We start from the raw sequence: 17206 nt of genomic DNA on the forward strand, positions 1-17206 counted from the left end.
CTCATTCCTTCGCAGCACGCAAGCCGTCAACCAATTGGTCCAGCTTGTCATTGCTCATATAGCTGCACATGGTGCGGTCGTTGACCAACAACACAGGCGCGTCGGCGCAAGCGCCCATACATTCGCCCGGTTGCAAAGTGAACACGCCATCCGCCGTGGTACCGCCAACTTCAATACCCAGCTTTTGTGCCAAGTGCATCAAAGCACCCTGCCCGTTGCGCAACTGGCAAGGCAAGTTGGTGCACACGTTGATCTTGAACTTGCCAACCGGTTGTTGGTTGTACATGTTGTAGAAGGTGGTCACTTCGTGCACAGCCATCGGCGCCATGTCCAAGAGCTTGGCGATGGCGCGTTCGCTTTCAGCGCTCACGTAACCCTGCTCTTGTTGAGCAATCGACAAGCAAGCCATCACGGCTGACTGTTTTTGATCTGCAGGGTATTTGGCAACTTCGCGGTCGAAACGCGCAAAGACTTCGGCCGACAGCGGTGCGCTGTGGTGGGTAGCTTCAGAACTCATCGGTCAATTTCCCCGAACACAATGTCCATGGTGCCAATCACCGCAACGGTGTCAGCGATCATGTGGCCACGCGCCATTTCATCCATGGCTGCCAAATGGGCAAACCCTGGGGCGCGAATCTTCATACGGTAAGGCTTGTTGGCACCATCACTCACGAGATAGATGCCAAACTCACCCTTGGGATGCTCAACGGCGGCATACGCTTCGCCTTCGGGCACATGGAAACCTTCGGTGAAAAGCTTGAAGTGATGGATCAACTCTTCCATGTTCGACTTCATACCTTCACGGCTCGGTGCAGCCACCTTGTGGTTGTCAGTGATCACGGGGCCGGGGTTGACGCGCAACCAGTCCACGCACTGTTTGATGATGCGATTGGATTGGCGCATCTCTTCCACACGCACCAAATAACGGTCGTAGCAGTCACCTGTTTTACCGACAGGAATATCAAAATCCATGCGGTCATACACGTCGTAAGGCTGGTGCTTGCGCAAGTCCCAAGCAATGCCTGAACCGCGCAACATCGCGCCCGTGAAACCGAGGTTTTTGGCTCGCTCTGGCGTGACCACGCCGATACCCACGGTGCGCTGTTTCCAAATGCGGTTGTCCGTCAACAGCGTTTCGTACTCGTCCACCAATTTAGGAAAACGTTGTGTGAAATCGTCAATGAAATCCAGCAACGAACCTTGGCGGTTTTCGTTCAAACGGGCAATAGCTTTGGCATTTTTGATCTTGCTGACTTTGTACTGAGGCATCGTGTCAGGCAAATCACGGTAGACACCGCCTGGACGGAAGTACGCCGCGTGCATGCGCGCACCCGATACGGCTTCGTACATGTCGAACAAGTCTTCACGTTCGCGGAAGCAGTAAATCAAGATGTTCATCGCGCCGCAGTCGAAACCATGGCAACCCAACCACAGCAAGTGGTTGAGCAGACGGGTGATTTCGGAATACATCACGCGGATGTATTGCGCACGCTCTGGCACTTCAATGCCCATCATTTTTTCGATGGCCAAGCAGTACGCATGCTCGTTACACATCATGGACACGTAGTCGAGACGGTCCATGTAGGGCAACGATTGGATGTAGGTTTTGCTCTCGGCCAACTTTTCAGTGGCACGGTGCAACAAGCCGATGTGAGGGTCAGCGCGCTGGACCACTTCGCCGTCGAGCTCGAGCACCAAGCGCAGCACGCCGTGCGCAGCAGGATGCTGAGGACCTAAGTTCAGGGTGTAGTTCTTGATATCAGCCATGGTCAGTGCGTACCGCCGTAGTTGTCTTCACGAATGATGCGCGGCGTGATTTCGCGCGGTTCGATGGTGACGGGTTGGTACACCACACGTTTTTGCTCGGCGTCGTAACGCATTTCAACGTGACCCGAGGTGGGGAAATCTTTGCGGAATGGATGGCCAATGAAACCGTAATCGGTCAGCAAGCGGCGCAAGTCCAAATGGCCTTCAAACACGATGCCAAACAAATCGAAGGCTTCGCGCTCAAACCAATTGGCAGAACTCCACAAATCATTGATGGAGGCCACGACAGGCACGTCGTCACTCACAGCAAACACACGCACGCGCAAACGCCAGTTGTTGCTGATGGACAGCAAATGACTGACCACAGCAAAACGTGGTGCATCCGTAAATTTGGAATGCGCACCGTCTTTGTAGCTGGAATAGTCCATGCCACACACATCGATCAACTGCTCAAAGCCCAAACGCGCGTGATCGCGCAAAGTTTGACAGACATCGTGGTAATCAGCGGCAGCAACTGTGAGCGTCAACTCGCCCAACGCCGAATCGAGTTGCTTGACTTGACCGCCCAGCACATCGTGCAAAGCCGCCTCAAGCGTTTGAATGGAATGACTCATCTTGAATTTCCTGCTCAGCGGGCAATGGTGTTTTCACGGCGAATCTTGCTTTGCAGCTGCAAGATGCCATACAACAAAGCCTCAGCCGTGGGGGGGCAGCCTGGCACGTACACATCCACAGGCACCACGCGATCACAACCGCGCACGACCGAATAGCTGTAGTGGTAATAACCACCGCCGTTGGCACATGATCCCATAGACAACACCCAACGTGGCTCAGACATTTGGTCATAGACCTTACGCAAAGCGGGGGCCATCTTGTTGCACAAGGTGCCAGCCACGATCATCAAATCGGACTGACGGGGACTGGGACGGAACAACATGCCAAAACGGTCGATGTCGTAGCGGGCAGCACCCGCATGCATCATTTCGACCGCGCAGCACGCCAAGCCAAATGTCATGGGCCACAACGAGCCCGTTTTGGCCCAATTCACCACCGAGTCATACGACGTGGTGATGAAGCCTTCTTTGAAAACACCTTCAAGTGACATAGTTGATCCTTATTCCCAATCGATGGCACCCTTGATCCACATGTAGGCGAAGCCGGCTACCAGGATGGCAAGGAAGATCATCATGTCGATGAAGCCAATGAAACCAATTTCCTTGAGCGCCACAGCCCAAGGGAACAAAAATGCAATTTCCAAATCAAACAAGATGAAGAGGATGGCGATCAAGTAGTAACGCACATCGAATTTCATGCGCGCGTCTTCAAACGCTTCAAAACCACATTCGTAAGGGGAGTTTTTGGCCGGATCAGGGCGATTCGGACCCAAGATATAACCCAGAACCTGGGGGGCAACCCCCACGCCAAGGCCCACAAGGATAAACAGGAGGACGGGAAGGTATTGTTCTAAGCTCATCTCAATCTCGCGGTATGACTATCTGTTTTAGTCAGCGAAGTTTGCCGTAACTGGTTGACACCAGAGTTACAGCAAACTTTTTTTGGATGGTGCCGTCGGCGAGACTCGAACTCGCACAGCTTTCGCCACTACCACCTCAAGATAGCGTGTCTACCAATTTCACCACGACGGCTTTGGGTTGATTGCTCAAGGAAAACGAAGAGGGATAACGCTTCCTGAACAGCTTTAGAGTTTACCCTGAAAAGAGCCCCAATCACTCTAAAACCGAAAGGTTTTTACCTTACTTTGTTGGAATTTGTGCCGCGCCTGAAGCAGGCACAGCAGCAGGCGCAGGCACAGCACCGCTCGCTTCGGTGACCGCAGGCGCAACCGCCGCACCTTCCAGCACACTGCCAGAGCTGACAGGACGCAAATTACCGAAATAAGCCAAACCTAAAGTACACACAAAAAACACAGCAGCCAAGACGCCAGTGGTGCGAGACAAAAAGTTAGCCCCTCCTGTCGCGCCAAACAAGCTGCCAGAACTGCCACTGCCAAAAGCAGCACCCATGTCTGCACCCTTGCCGTGCTGAACCAAGATCAAGCCAATCATGCCCAAGGCAGCCAACAACTGAACCACTTGCACGATGTTAAGAATCAAACTCATAAAAACTCCGAAAAATATAGATTTCAGCGCGCCGCAGCGGCAATGATGGTGAGGAAGTCAGCCGACTTCAATGCAGCACCGCCGATCAAGCCACCATCAATATCTGGCTGGCTCAACAGTTGCGATGCATTGGCAGCATTCATGCTGCCACCATACAAAATTTGGACACGATCTGCATGCTCCGTCGCAGCGTGCAATTGGGCACGCAATACGGCATGCACAGCTTGCGCCTCTTCAGGTGTGGCGGTTTTGCCTGTGCCGATCGCCCAAACTGGCTCATATGCCACCACGATTTCGCTGATGCAGTGACCATTGGTATGAATCACAGCAGCCAACTGACGCTTGACCACCTCTTCGGTTTTGCCAGCTTCACGCTCAGCCAAAGTCTCACCCACACAAACGATGGGCGTGATACCGGCAGACAGTGCGCGTTGCGCTTTAGAAGCCACTTGCTCATCTGTTTCGCCATGGTATTGACGACGCTCAGAATGTCCAACGAGACAAAAACGCACAGCAAAGTCTTTGAGCATGGCGGCCGATGTTTCACCGGTGTAAGCGCCCTGCTCATGTGCAGACACATCTTGCGAACCCAATTCAATCCCAGAGCCTTTGACGAGTTGCTGCACTTGCGACAAATAAGCCATTGGCACACACACCGCCACTTGCGCCTGTTTGCCACCCAATGCTTGCGCCAGCCCCTGCTGCACGCCTTGCACCAAAGCCTCGTTGGCAGCCAAGCTGCCATTCATTTTCCAATTTCCTGCAATGAGTTTTTGCTTCATCACAAACTCCAAGTCAAAACGATTTTGCCCACATGCTGGTTGGACTCCATCAGACGGTGCGCATTGGCAGCACCGTCGGCAGAGGCCGCATCGAAGGTCGAATGAATCACGGGACGAATGCGCCCCGCTTCAATCAAAGGCCAGACATGCTCACGCAAATTGCGCGCAATCGCCGCCTTGAACGACACAGGGCGCGGGCGCAAGGTTGAGCCCGTCAAAGTCAAACGGCGACGCAGCACCAAGCCTGCATTAAATTCACTCTTGATGCCACCCTGCACCGCGATGATGACCAAGCGGCCATCTTCGGCCATGCATGTCACTTCGCGTGCCACATAGTCGCCGGCAACCATGTCGAGCACGACATCCACGCCTTTTCCATCCGTCAGGCGCAGCGCCTCGGCAGCAAAGTCATGGGTCTTGTAATTGATGGCGTGATCAGCGCCGAGTGCCACGCAGGCAGCGCACTTATCGTCGCTTCCTGCGGTGACGATCACTGTGGCACCCAAAGCTTTGGCCATTTGAATGGCCGTCACCCCGATACCACTGGAACCACCCTGCACCAACAAAGTCTCGCCCGCTTGCAAACGCGCACGGTCAAACACATTGCTCCAAACGGTGAAGAAGGTTTCTGGCAATGACGCCGCCTCCACATCGCTCAAACCTTTGGGCACAGGCAAACATTGACCAACAGGGGCAACGCAATACTGCGCATAACCACCACCGGCCACCAAAGCACACACACGATCACCGACCTTCAAGCCCGCTTCAGCCAAGGCTGAGGCATCGCCCGACTCGATCACACCGGCCACCTCTAAACCCGGCACATCCGACGCACCTGCGGGCACGGGGTAGTTACCGGTACGTTGCAGCACGTCAGGGCGGTTGATGCCACTGGCGCTGACACGGATCAGCAATTCACCCGCACCGGCTTGCGGCACAGGCCGCTGAGCAGGACGCAGCACCTCAGGGGCGCCAGGGCTAGAGATTTCAACGATGTGCATCATGTGCCAACCTCGGTCTGTGTATTAAGACTGCGCGTCTTGACGGTCACCGTGATGTGGGTCGCCAGCAGGACGCTCCATCAAGGCTTTCATCGACAACTTCACGCGACCTTTTTCGTCGGTTTCGAGCACTTTCACGCGCACGATTTGACCTTCGGCCAACACGTCCGTCACCTTCGCAATGCGCTCGTGACTGATCTGGCTGATATGCAACAAACCGTCTTTGCCGGGCAACAAGTTGACCAACGCACCGAAGTCCAAAATCTTGGTGATCGGGCCTTCGTAGACTTTGCCGATTTCGACTTCAGCCGTGATTTCGGTGATGCGACGCTTGGCGATTTCAGCCTTCTCGCCGTCGGTGGCAGCGATGGTGATCGTGCCGTCTTCTTCGATGTTGATTTGGCAACCGGTTTCTTCGGTCAACGCACGGATGGTGGCGCCGCCTTTGCCGATCACGTCACGGATTTTCTCGGGGTTGATCTTCATGGTGAACAACTTAGGTGCAAAGTCAGACACTTCGGTCTTGGCTTCGCCCATGGCAGCTTGCATCTTGTCTAAGATGTGCATGCGCGCTTCTTTGGCTTGAGCCAATGCGACTTGCATGATTTCTTTGGTGATGCCTTGGATCTTGATGTCCATTTGCAAAGCGGTAATACCGTTGGTGGTACCGGCCACTTTGAAGTCCATATCGCCCAAGTGATCTTCGTCGCCCAAGATGTCGGTCAACACAGCAAAACGGTTGCCGTCTTTGATCAAACCCATGGCAATACCGGCCACGTGTGCTTTCATCGGCACGCCAGCATCCATCATGGACAAGCAGCCACCGCAGACTGAAGCCATCGATGAAGAACCGTTGGATTCAGTGATTTCAGACACCACGCGCATGGTGTATGGGAACTCTTCTTTGGTTGGCAACACAGCCACCAAAGCGCGCTTGGCCAAACGGCCGTGACCGATTTCGCGGCGCTTGGTTGAACCCATGCGACCCACTTCGCCTGTGGCGAACGGAGGCATGTTGTAGTGCATCATGAAACGGTCTTCGTACTCACCGGCCAAAGCGTCGATGCGTTGTGCATCGCGCTCAGTGCCCAAGGTGGTGACCACCAAAGCTTGGGTTTCGCCGCGTGTGAACAAGGCAGAACCGTGGGTGCGTGGCAAAACGCTGTTGCGGATTTCGATAGGGCGCACAGTGCGTGTGTCGCGGCCGTCAATGCGTGGCTCGCCTGCCAAAATTTGGCTGCGAACAATGCGCGCTTCGATGTCGAACAACATGTTTTCGACCTTGACCGAGTCAAACTCAACGCCGTCAGCCTTCAAACCAGCCATCACAGCGCCGTAAGCTTCACGGCAAGCGTGGGTACGGGCTTGTTTGTTGCGAATTTGGTAAGCAGCGCGCAGCTTGTCTTCCGCTTGAGCCACGACCTTGGCGATCAATGGCTCATCCTTGGCTGGTGCAGTCCAGTCCCAAGCTGGCTTACCTGCGTCACGCACCAACTCGTGGATGGCGTTGATCGCGATGTTGCCTTGCTCGTGGCCAAACACCACGGCGCCCAACATGATTTCTTCTGACAACTGTTGGGCTTCAGATTCCACCATCAACACAGCCGCTTCGGTGCCAGCGACCACGAGGTCCATCTGGCTGTCTTTGCGTTGTGTTTGGCCTGGGTTCAAGACGTATTCGCCGTTGATGTAACCCACGCGAGCGGCACCGATGGGGCCGTTGAAAGGAATGCCAGAGATGCTCAACGCAGCAGACACAGCGATCAAAGCCGCGATGTCAGCGTCAACTTCTGGGTTCAACGACACGGTGTGAATCACCACGTGCACGTCGTTGTAGAAACCTTCTGGGAACAAAGGACGGATGGGGCGGTCGATCAGACGGCTGGTCAATGTCTCGTGTTCGCTGGGCTTGGCTTCGCGCTTGAAGAAGCTGCCAGGGATCTTGCCTGCCGCGTAGGTTTTCTCAATGTAGTCAACCGTCAAGGGGAAGAAGTCTTGGCCAGCTTTGGCAATCTTCGAGCCCACCACAGTGGCCAACACCACAGTGTCGTCCATGTTGACGAGCACAGCGCCGCCAGCTTGGCGAGCGATTTCGCCGGTTTCCATGGTGACCGTGTGTTGGCCCCATTGGAAGGTTTTGGTAACTTTGTTAAAAATTGACATGTATTTTCCTGATGAAATTTGGCAGGCCCCGGTGCAGCACACGATGCCATTCCAGAAAAGTTGGTGCTTTTTTGGAATGACACAGCTGTCGAATCTGCGCCTCGTTGTCTTGCCGTGGGTTAAAAAGTTCGTGGTTGAAAGTGCAAAACGCCTGAGCTTGTTGAAAACTCAGGCGTTTTTCGCGAGAACTTCAGTGATTACTTGCGCAGGCCAAGCTTGGCAATCAGAGCAGCGTAACGGTCAAAGTTTTTCGACTTGAGGTAGTCGAGCAATTTACGACGGCGGCTCACCATGCGCAACAAACCGCGACGACCGTGGTGGTCTTTGGCGTGCAACTTGAAGTGAGGTGTGAGTTCGTTGATACGAGCGGTCAACAAAGCCACTTGGACTTCGGGACTACCTGTATCACCGGCGGCGCGTGCGTTGTCTTTGACGACTTCAGCAATTTTTGCTGTCAACATGGTTTTTTCCTTAAATATTTGACTTGCGTTGCACCGTGGAAGTTGGTGCAACGTGCTGGATGCCTTACCCGAAAGTAAAGCCCTCTAAGTATAACAGGGCGTCTTCAATGCCTCAATAGCGCTGCATTTGGCAACTGGTGGGCAGTTGAGCCGCCTCAGGCGTGAGCGACTTGATCACGCGAAAGCCATAACTTGAGCCTTCCACATCAAAAGCGACCCCGGGCTCGCCCTGATGCTCCATTTGCCCAACCACCAAGGCTTGTTGAAATTGATGATCCGCCGCGCGCATGAACCCTTTTTGACCAAATTTGGTCACATGCACGCGTTCTAAAGCACGCGCAACAGGAACAGCCTCCACCGTTCCCGCCTTTTCAAGCGCTTGCACCAAAGACTCCACCATCAACTGCATGCGCATGTGCACGTAATCATCGGACGGCTGTGGGAAACGCTGACGAAATGCTTTGTAAAAATCAGCCGAAGGCTTGCCTTGCACGTTGGGCAACCAATCGGCAACGGCCACCACACGACCGACCCCCGACTGGCCAATTGCAGCAGGCGCCCCTAAAGCGTTGCCATAAAACGTATAGAACTTGCCCTCAAACCCCACCTCGCGTGCCGCTTTGACCAACAAAGTTAAGTCATTGCCCCAGTTACCCGTGATCACGGCTTGGGCACCACTGGCTTTGATTTTGGTGGCGTAAGGTAGAAAGTCCTTCACGCGGCCCACGGGATGCAACTCATCGCCCACGATCTGCACGTCGGGACGCTGCGCCGCCAGCTGTCGACGCGCCTCGCGCGAGACCGCCTGACCAAAACTGTAGTCTTGACCCATCAAATACACACGCTTGGTTTTTTTGTCTTGCTGGATCACCTGCATCAACGCGGCCATGCGCATGTCAGCGTGCGCGTCAAAGCGGAAATGCCAAAAGCTGCAGCGCTCATTCGTCAACGCGGGGTCGACTGCGGAATAGTTCAAAAACAAAACGCGGCGATCAGGCTCTCGTTCGTTTTGCTTGTTCGCGGCCTCAATCAATGCCGCCGCAACGGCTGAGCTGTTGCCCTGCAGCACAAAGCTCGCGCCCTCGTCCACGGCAGCACGAAAGGCAGAAAGTGCCTCTTCGGTTTGACCTTTGCTGTCGTGGCGTACCAAAACCAACTCACGCGCGCCACCGGCTAACTTGACCCCGCCACGCTGATTCACGCGCTCCACGGCCCACAACAAATTGCGATGCACTGCCTCACCGGTGTTGGCGAAAGGACCGCTCAACCCTTCAATCAAGGCCAACTTAATCGGCGGCAGCGCCGCCTTGACCTGCACCACCGAGGGCGCAGCCTTAGGCGTGGTGGCCCAAGCGACCGAAGCCAACACGGCACCAGACGCCAAGGCGGCAGACCATTTCAAAACGACACGAAAACACGCACCCATGACAAACTCTCTCATTTAAAAACAACGATTTAGACGGCACCTACCCAACGGCATGGCGCACAAGCTCACGCCAAATCAGCCAACGGCCAGCGTGGTTGGATGTCAAAGCCATAGTGATGGAGCGCTTGGGCTTGACCGCCCTCGCCGCTTTGCAAGCGCATCGCCGCAGCCATCGCGATCATGGCGCCGTTGTCTGTGCACAAATGCAACTCGGGGTAATGCACGCGCACGCCTTGGCGCTTGCACGCCGCATTGAGCTGCTCGCGCAAATGACGGTTAGCGCCCACCCCCCCCGCCACAACCAAGCGTTTCAGACCTGTTTCGCGCAAAGCCGTCAACGATTTTTTCAACAGAACATCCACAATGGCGGCCTCCGTCGAGGCAGCCAAATCGGCTTTACGTGCGTCTAACTCATCGCCCAGCTTTTTGGCTTGGGTCATCACCGCAGTCTTCAACCCTGCGAAAGAAAAATCCAAATTCCCGCTGTGCAACAAAGGGCGCGGCAACTTGAACGCTGCCGGATCGCCTTGCTCCGCCAACTTGGACAAAGCGGGACCGCCCGGATACCCCAAACCCATCAACTTGGCTGACTTGTCAAAGGCCTCGCCCGCCGCATCGTCAATGGTTTCACCCAACAACTCGTAGCGCCCAACGCCATCGACGCGCATGAGTTGCGTATGCCCACCGGACACCAACAAAGCCACAAACGGGAACTCAGGCGGGTCGGCACTCAAAAACGGCGACAACAAGTGCCCCTCCAAATGATGCACGCCCAGCACAGGCTTTTGCAGGGCCGCGCCCAGCGCACAAGCCACACCAGCACCGACCAACAAAGCGCCAGCCAACCCTGGCCCTCGGGTGTAGGCCACCACATCGACCTCTTGCAAACTTTTTTGAGCCTCGGCCATCACCTCACGCGCGAGTGGAATCACGCGGCGAATGTGGTCACGGCTCGCCAACTCTGGCACCACACCGCCATAGGCTTGGTGCATGGCAACTTGGCTGTACAAAGCATGCGACAGCAACTTAGGCAGCACCACTTGACCGCCGGAACGCGCGTCTGACTCCACGAGCGCTACACCCGTTTCGTCGCAGGAAGATTCAATACCGAGGATCAACATAGGAGGAGAGTTTATGCGGCCCGTTCATGCACATTCTGATCAAAGATCGACGCGCAATGCAAAGCGACCATTCAGACTGCAACAGCCTGAATGGTCGCTTCAACCGGAGAATGCGCAGATTACTTCTGTGCAGCGTCCATGACAGCGTTCAGCGTAGCGCTTGGACGCATCACAGCGGTCACTTTGGCCACATCAGGCAGGTAGTAACCACCGATGTCGACAGCCTTACCTTGAACGCTGTTGAGTTCGTCCACGATCTTGCTCTCGTTTTCTGTCAGTGCTTTGGCCAAAGGCGCGAACTTGGCAGCCAAGTCTTTGTCTTCAGTTTGTGCAGCCAATTCTTGGGCCCAGTACATGGCCAAGTAAAACTGGCTGCCACGGTTGTCGAGCTGACCTGTTTTGGGCGATGGGTTTTTGTTGGTGTCCAACAATTTACCGGTCGCGGCATCCAAAGTTTTCGCCAACACGACGGCCTTGGCGTTGCCGTTTTTCAGACCCATGTCTTCGAAAGACACGGCCAATGCCAAGAACTCACCCAGTGAATCCCAACGCAAGTGGTTTTCTTCCACCAGCTGTTGCACGTGCTTAGGGGCAGAGCCGCCCGCGCCTGTTTCGTACATGCCGCCACCGGCCATCAAAGGCACGATGGAGAGCATCTTGGCGGAAGTGCCGAGTTCCATGATGGGGAACAAGTCCGTCAAGTAGTCGCGCAAGATGTTGCCCGTCACGGAAATGGTGTCGAGGCCACGGCTCACGCGCTCCAAGGTGTAGCGCATGGCGCGCACTTGAGACATGTGCTCGATGTGCAGGCCCTTGGTGTCGTGGTCTTTCAAGTACAGGTCGACCTTTTTGATCAACTCGTTCTCGTGTGGACGGTATGGGTCCAACCAGAAGATGGCAGGCATGCCGGAGTTGCGTGCGCGGGTCACAGCCAACTTCACCCAGTCACGGATCGCAGCGTCTTTGACTTGGCACATGCGCCAGATGTCGCCTTCTTCCACGTTTTGGCTCAACAACACTTCGCCTGTGGCCAAGTCGGTGATGTTAGCCACACCGTCTTCTTGGATCTCGAACGTCTTGTCGTGTGAACCGTATTCTTCAGCTTGTTGCGCCATCAAGCCCACGTTAGGCACAGTGCCCATGGTCTTGGGGTCGAAGTTGCCGTGCCACTTGCAGAAGTTGATCATCTCTTGATAGATACGTGCGAAAGTCGACTCAGGCATCACAGCCTTGGCGTCCTTCAAGCGACCATCGGCGCCCCACATCTTGCCGCCGTTGCGGATCATGGCAGGCATGGAAGCGTCCACGATGATGTCGTTGGGTGAATGGAAGTTGGTGATGCCTTTGGCCGAGTCCACCATGGCCAACTCTGGACGGTGCTCGTGGCACGCGTGCAGGTCACGCTTGATTTCGTCTTGCTGGCTTTGTGGCAAGGTGGCGATCTTGTTGTACAGATCGGCCATGCCGTTGTTCACGTTCACGCCCAATTCGTCAAATAACTTGGCGTGCTTGGCAAAGGCTTCTTTGTAGAAAATCTTCACACAGTGACCGAACACGATGGGGTGAGACACCTTCATCATGGTGGCTTTGACGTGCAAGGAGAACATCACGCCCGTTTTGTGTGCGTCTTCGATTTCTTTTTCATAGAACTCGACCAGCGCTTTTTTGCTCATGAACATGCTGTCGATGATTTCTTTGTCGAGCAAAGAAACTTTGGGTTTCAACAGAATGGTTTTGCCGCTCTTGGTGATGAGTTCCATCTTCACGTCACGGGCTTTGTCCAAGGTCAAAGACTTTTCACCGTGGTAGAAGTCGCCGTGGTGCATGTGGGAGACGTGCGAACGAGAAGCTTGGCTCCACTCGGCCATGCTGTGTGGGTTCTTGCGAGCGAACTCTTTCACAGCGCGAGGCGCGCGGCGGTCAGAGTTGCCTTCACGCAAAACAGGGTTCACGGCGCTACCGATGCACTTGGCGTAGCGAGACTTGATGGCTTTGTCTTCGTCAGTGGTTGGGTTATCAGGGTAGTCAGGCAAGGCATAGCCTTTGGACTGCAACTCTTTGATGGCTGCCGTCAACTGGCCTACAGAGGCGCTGATGTTGGGCAACTTGATGATGTTGGCTTCGGGCGTCAAAGTCAGCTTACCCAACTCAGACAGGTTGTGCGGCACGCGCTGCTCAGCAGGCAACAAATCCGAGAATTCACCCAACACGCGGGCTGCAACGGAGATGTCGCTCTCCACCACATCAATGTCAGCAGCGGCTGCAAAAGTACGAACGATGGGCAAAAACGCACGCGTGGCCAACAAAGGCGCTTCGTCCGTCAGGGTGTAAATGATTTTTGATTTTTCAGCAGCCATGTGTGCACTCATTCTTTTAGTGGATTGTGAGAAAAGAAATTCAGACTCGAACCTCAAGCAAAAACGCTGGGATCAACCACCGCTTGCCAGTTCTAAGCCCGCAACTTTACAACAACTGAGCCAGTGCTAGCCTTACGCAGCACAACACCCAGCCGGAACTTGGCGCATAAATTGCGAGCACCAGAAGTGATCACGTCTAGAAAGTCACGCTGTTGAAAGCTTCTTCGAAAAAAAATCAACCACATGCGGCCCTGCGCATCGTTGTGGTTGCGCCCGACTTGGTGGTGGACGACCCAAGTGACGACCACGCACACAGCCAAGCCGAACGCTCGCGCGCCTTGCGCATTGGTCTGCTGGAAAGCGGCTTTAACCTGATTGCCACTCTGCCTGCCGACGTGTTCTTGGCCGACCGTATCAACCAATTGCAACCCGATCTGATCATCGTCGATGCCGAATCCGAAGCCCGTGATGCGTTGGAGCACGTGGTGTTCGCCACACGCGATGCCCGTCGTCCCATCGTGCTGTTCACCGACGACAGCGACACCACCCATGTCCGCGATGCCGTCGCCGTGGGCGTGTCAGCCTACATCGTGGACGGTTTATCGAGCGCGCGCATACGCCCTATCTTGGACGTGGCCATGGCCCGTTTCGATTACGAAGAGCGCCTGCGCTTGGAGCGAGACGACGCCCGCAGCGCCTTACAAGAACGCACCGTCATCGACCGTGCCAAAGCACTTTTGATGGAACGACAAGGTTTGAGTGAAAAAGAAGCCTTCACCAAACTGCGCAAAGTGGCCATGGACAAAGGACTGAAATTGGCCGACATCGCGCAACGCACGCTCGACATGGCCGATTTACTGTCTTGAGTGCATGACAACATCAAAAACACCAATTTGGTGCAGGCTCAACACCACACACACTAACAAGGCCCCAATTCGGGGCCTTTTTAATTCGGGAGAACCCTAGGCAGCTGGCACAGCAATTGCAATCATCCCCAGCAAGAACCAATGACGGTTCAAGGACAAAGGCGTCCCCACCCATGCACACACCCGTGCATGCGGTGAGGACGCCTTTGTCGTTTCTGACCCAGTTTTTATAGGAGTGATGTTATGACGAAACTTTTGGAGACCCCCATGAGCCGCCGCAATGTTTTGCAAGCCGCCACCGCAGGCGCTCTCACCATCGCCCCCGCTTTGCGTGCCGCGGTGTATGCCCAAGGTTCAGACAAGCCAGAAAAAGAAGAAGTCAAGATTGGCTTCATTCCCCTCACCGACTGCGCCAGCGTGGTGATGGCCTCGGTGCTTGGCATCGACAAAAAGTATGGCGTCAAGATCATCCCGTCCAAAGAGTCCAGCTGGGCCGGTGTGCGCGACAAGTTGGTCAATGGCGAACTCGACTTTGCCCACGCTTTGTACGGTTTGATTTACGGCGTGCACATGGGCACTGCCGGTCCTAAGAAAGACATGGCGGTCTTGATGAACTTGAACCAAAACGGCCAAGCCATCACCTTGTCCAAGAAACTGGCCGACAAAGGTGCGGTCGATGCGCCCAGCCTCGCCAAACTGATGGCCACTGACAAACGCGAATACACCTTTGCACAAACCTTCCCCACCGGCACACACGCCATGTGGCTGTATTACTGGTTGGCCAGCGTGGGCGTGAACCCCCTCAAAGATGCCAAGGTCATCACCGTGCCCCCCCCTCAAATGGTGGCCAACATGCGCGTGGGCAACATGGATGGCTACTGCGTGGGCGAGCCGTGGGGACACCGTGCGATTGCCGATGGCATTGGCATCACCGCGGCCACCACGCAAGACATCTGGCGTGACCACCCCGAAAAAGTGCTGGGCACCACCGGCGACTTCGTCAAGAAATACCCCAACACCGCACGCGCTGTGACAGCGGCCATTTTGGAAGCGAGCAAGTGGATTGACGCGGGCTTGCAAAACAAAATGAAGATGGCTGAAACCATCGCCGACAAGTCGTATGTCAACACCAGCGTGGACGTGATCAACCAACGCATCTTGGGCCGCTATCAAAACGGGCTGGGCAAGACGTGGGACGACCCCAACCACATGAAGTTCTTCAACGACGGCACGGCCAACTTCCCTTACCTGTCTGACGGCATGTGGTTCCTCACCCAACACAAGCGCTGGGGCTTGCTCAAAGACCACCCTGACTACTTGAAGGTGGCCAAAGAGATCAACCAGATCGACCTGTTCAAAGAAGCCGCCGCTGCCAGCAAAACACCGGTGCCCAAAGATGTGATGCGCACCAGCAAACTCATGGACGGTGTGGTGTGGGACGGCAAAGACCCGAAGAAATACGCCGACAGCTTCAAAGTTCACGCTTAAAGCACCGACGAACACTCTCGCACAAGGACACACCATGTATTTGAAAAACCTGTTGTCACGCGTGGTGCCGCCCTTTATGGGCTTGGCACTGCTGGTGGGCATTTGGTCGCTGGTGTCCATCACCAGCACCAACAACTTTCCCAACCCGACCGACACTTTCTGGCAAGCCGTGGATGTGTTCAGCAACCCGTTCTACAGCAACGGCCCCAACGACCAAGGCGTGGGCTGGAACGTGTGGAGTTCTCTCAAGCGTGTGGCTCTGGGCTTTGGCTTGGCTGCATTGGTGGGCATTCCTTTGGGCTTCTTGATCGGCCGCTTCGAGTTTTTGTCGCGCATGTTCAACCCGCTCATCAGCTTGTTGCGCCCCGTGTCGCCCTTGGCTTGGTTGCCCATTGGTTTGTTGGTGTTCAAAGGCGCCAACCCTGCGGCGATTTGGACCATCTTCATTTGCTCCATCTGGCCCATGGTCATCAACACAGCCGTTGGCGTGCAACGCGTGCCACAAGACTACATGAACGTGGCCCGCGTGCTCAACCTGTCTGAGTGGAAGATTGTCAGCAAGATTTTGTTCCCCGCTGTACTGCCCTACATGCTCACAGGCGTTCGCCTTGCGGTAGGCACGGCATGGTTGGTCATCGTCGCGGCTGAGATGCTGACCGGCGGTGTAGGCATTGGCTTTTGGGTGTGGGACGAGTGGAACAACCTGAATGTGAAGAACATCATCATCGCCATCTTCGTGATTGGCATCGTGGGCTTGGTGTTGGAGTACGCCCTCATCAAACTCGCCACCGCATTCACTTTTGAAGAGGTGCAGTCATGAGCACATCGTTGACCAGTAAATATTTGCAAATTCAGGGCGTGGCCCAAACCTTCAAAACAGCTAAGGGCGATTTCCCTGCCCTGCGCAACATCGACCTCAGTGTTGGCAAAGGTGAGTTCGTCACCCTGATCGGCCACTCGGGCTGCGGCAAGTCCACCTTGCTCAACCTGATTGCCGGCTTGACCACACCATCTGAAGGCACCTTGATTTGTGCCAACCGCGAAATCGCAGGCCCGGGCCCCGAGCGTGCGGTGGTGTTTCAAAACCACTCGCTGCTGCCTTGGCTCACATGCTTTGAAAACGTCTACCTTGGCGTGGAACGTGTGTTTGGCCAAAGCGGCATCGTGGACGGCAAACCCAAAGAAGACAAAGCGCAGCTCACCGCACGCACCCACGCCGCACTCGACATGGTGGGGTTGAGCCATGCGGCCTTCAAACGCCCCGGCGAAATTTCGGGTGGCATGAAGCAACGCGTGGGCATTGCCCGAGCGCTGGCCATGGAGCCGCAAGTGTTGTTGATGGACGAGCCCTTTGGTGCGTTGGATGCATTGACCCGCGCCAAGCTGCAAGACGAGTTGCTGGCCATCGTGGCCAACACCCAAAGCACCGTGGTGATGGTGACGCACGATGTGGACGAAGCCGTGTTGCTGTCCGACAAGATTGTGATGATGACCAACGGCCCCGCCGCCACCATTGGCGAAGTGCTGCACGTTGACCTGCCTCGCCCCCGCTCACGCGTGACGCTGGCCAACGACCCTGCGTATCTGCACTACCGCAAAGCGGTGATTGACTTTTTGTACACGCGCCAAGCGCATGTCGAAAAACACTAAGGAG

Annotated in this window: 17 protein-coding genes and 1 tRNA gene; 4 read left to right on the plus strand and 14 right to left on the minus strand. The window is 55.3% G+C overall.

All coding sequences use genetic code 11. The features are described 5' to 3' along the window. Nucleotide 1: 1 nt before the first annotated feature. The 14 genes from nuoE to RMS95_RS10200 form a co-directional block, all read right to left on the minus strand. The gene (nuoE, locus tag RMS95_RS10135; protein WP_310645829.1) at nt 2-517 is read right to left on the minus strand and encodes an NADH-quinone oxidoreductase subunit NuoE; all 516 of its coding nucleotides are present in this window, start codon (nt 515-517) and stop codon (nt 2-4) included. Further along, nucleotides 514-1767 carry an NADH-quinone oxidoreductase subunit D gene (locus RMS95_RS10140; protein WP_310645831.1) on the minus strand — a complete coding sequence of 418 codons (1254 nt, stop codon included), beginning with the start codon at nt 1765-1767 and terminating at the stop codon, nt 514-516. Before RMS95_RS10140 ends, nuoE begins: the two co-directional genes overlap by 4 nt. Nucleotides 1768-1769: 2 nt before the next feature. Beyond that, nucleotides 1770-2381, minus strand: a complete 612-nt coding sequence (locus tag RMS95_RS10145) for an NADH-quinone oxidoreductase subunit C (protein WP_310645833.1) — start codon at nt 2379-2381, stop codon at nt 1770-1772. Nucleotides 2382-2395: 14 nt separating this feature from the next. Continuing rightward, a complete protein-coding gene (locus RMS95_RS10150; RefSeq protein ID WP_100132916.1) occupies nt 2396-2872 on the minus strand; it encodes an NADH-quinone oxidoreductase subunit B family protein in 477 nt (158 codons plus the stop codon). A gap of 9 nt (nt 2873-2881) precedes the next feature. Then, nucleotides 2882-3241 (minus strand): NADH-quinone oxidoreductase subunit A, encoded by a 360-nt coding sequence (locus tag RMS95_RS10155; protein ID WP_310645835.1) that lies wholly within the window; start codon nt 3239-3241, stop codon nt 2882-2884. An 87-nt stretch (nt 3242-3328) separates the two neighbouring features. Continuing rightward, nucleotides 3329-3413: transfer RNA gene (locus RMS95_RS10160), tRNA-Leu, on the minus strand. Nucleotides 3414-3521: 108 nt separating this feature from the next. Next, a complete protein-coding gene (gene secG / locus RMS95_RS10165) occupies nt 3522-3887 on the minus strand; it encodes a preprotein translocase subunit SecG (protein ID WP_310645836.1) in 366 nt (121 codons plus the stop codon). A gap of 23 nt (nt 3888-3910) precedes the next feature. After that, entirely contained in the window at nt 3911-4669 is a 759-nt protein-coding gene (gene tpiA, locus RMS95_RS10170; RefSeq protein ID WP_310645838.1) for a triose-phosphate isomerase, read from the minus strand. Next, nucleotides 4669-5670, minus strand: a complete 1002-nt coding sequence (locus RMS95_RS10175; RefSeq protein WP_310645884.1) for an NAD(P)H-quinone oxidoreductase — start codon at nt 5668-5670, stop codon at nt 4669-4671. The genes tpiA and RMS95_RS10175 overlap by 1 nt, the downstream gene beginning before the upstream one ends. Nucleotides 5671-5694: 24 nt before the next feature. Then, entirely contained in the window at nt 5695-7833 is a 2139-nt protein-coding gene (pnp, locus tag RMS95_RS10180) for a polyribonucleotide nucleotidyltransferase (RefSeq protein ID WP_310645841.1), read from the minus strand. 197 nt (nt 7834-8030) lie between these two features. After that, nucleotides 8031-8294 carry a 30S ribosomal protein S15 gene (gene rpsO / locus RMS95_RS10185; protein WP_104798479.1) on the minus strand — a complete coding sequence of 88 codons (264 nt, stop codon included), beginning with the start codon at nt 8292-8294 and terminating at the stop codon, nt 8031-8033. A 112-nt stretch (nt 8295-8406) separates the two neighbouring features. After that, nucleotides 8407-9720, minus strand: coding sequence for a branched-chain amino acid ABC transporter substrate-binding protein (locus RMS95_RS10190; protein ID WP_310645843.1), 1314 nt, complete (start codon nt 9718-9720; stop codon nt 8407-8409). Nucleotides 9721-9785: 65 nt separating this feature from the next. Beyond that, a complete protein-coding gene (gene tsaD, locus RMS95_RS10195; protein WP_310645845.1) occupies nt 9786-10841 on the minus strand; it encodes a tRNA (adenosine(37)-N6)-threonylcarbamoyltransferase complex transferase subunit TsaD in 1056 nt (351 codons plus the stop codon). A 119-nt stretch (nt 10842-10960) separates the two neighbouring features. Further along, nucleotides 10961-13198, minus strand: coding sequence for an NADP-dependent isocitrate dehydrogenase (locus tag RMS95_RS10200; RefSeq protein ID WP_310645846.1), 2238 nt, complete (start codon nt 13196-13198; stop codon nt 10961-10963). A gap of 212 nt (nt 13199-13410) precedes the next feature. Between RMS95_RS10200 and RMS95_RS10205 the strand changes: the two genes are divergently transcribed. The 4 genes from RMS95_RS10205 to RMS95_RS10220 all read left to right on the plus strand — a co-directional run bounded on the left by RMS95_RS10205 (nt 13411) and on the right by RMS95_RS10220 (nt 17202). Then, nucleotides 13411-14064 (plus strand): ANTAR domain-containing protein, encoded by a 654-nt coding sequence (locus RMS95_RS10205; RefSeq protein ID WP_310645848.1) that lies wholly within the window; start codon nt 13411-13413, stop codon nt 14062-14064. Nucleotides 14065-14307: 243 nt separating this feature from the next. Continuing rightward, the gene (locus RMS95_RS10210) at nt 14308-15552 is read left to right on the plus strand and encodes a CmpA/NrtA family ABC transporter substrate-binding protein (RefSeq protein ID WP_310645850.1); all 1245 of its coding nucleotides are present in this window, start codon (nt 14308-14310) and stop codon (nt 15550-15552) included. A 34-nt stretch (nt 15553-15586) separates the two neighbouring features. Then, complete coding sequence (ntrB, locus tag RMS95_RS10215; protein WP_310645852.1) at nt 15587-16372, plus strand: nitrate ABC transporter permease; 786 nt, start codon at nt 15587-15589, stop codon at nt 16370-16372. Beyond that, nucleotides 16369-17202 (plus strand): ABC transporter ATP-binding protein, encoded by an 834-nt coding sequence (locus RMS95_RS10220; protein ID WP_310645853.1) that lies wholly within the window; start codon nt 16369-16371, stop codon nt 17200-17202. Before ntrB ends, RMS95_RS10220 begins: the two co-directional genes overlap by 4 nt. Nucleotides 17203-17206 lie beyond the last annotated feature (4 nt).

The sequence above is a fragment of the Limnohabitans sp. genome (assembly GCF_031539175.1).
In the GTDB taxonomy this organism is placed as follows: domain Bacteria; phylum Pseudomonadota; class Gammaproteobacteria; order Burkholderiales; family Burkholderiaceae_C; genus Limnohabitans.